At 60.7% G+C, this 267-nt stretch carries 1 pseudogene; it reads left to right on the top strand.

Features of this window, described 5'->3' with window-relative positions:
• Positions 1–238, top strand: a pseudogene (locus B4E36_RS10460) (iron ABC transporter permease); the annotation flags it as partial.
• Positions 239–267: the final 29 nt, after the last annotated feature.

The raw sequence follows: 267 nt of genomic DNA, 5'->3' as shown, positions 1-267 counted from the left end.
GCTGGTCACCGGCGTGCTGCTGCCGTTCATCTCGGGCATCAAGGGGCTCAGCCTGTTCGTAGTGCTGGCCGTGCCTTCCACCGACGTGCTGACGACCTATTCGCTGCGGCTCGTCGACTACAACTACACCCAGGCCGCCAATGCGGTGGTCCTGATCGTCGCGGGGCTCGCCTATTTCGGCACGCTCGCAGCACAGAAACTTACCAAGACAAATCTCGCCGAAGGCCTGGGAGGATAAGCCATGCCGGGAATTACGCTGAAGAACAT

Origin of the sequence: Martelella sp. UBA3392, from assembly GCF_002358775.1 — a bacterium.
GTDB lineage: Bacteria > Pseudomonadota > Alphaproteobacteria > Rhizobiales > Rhizobiaceae > Martelella > Martelella mediterranea.
Note: the sequence above shows the minus strand (reverse complement) of the source record. Positions and strands in the feature narration are given on the sequence as shown.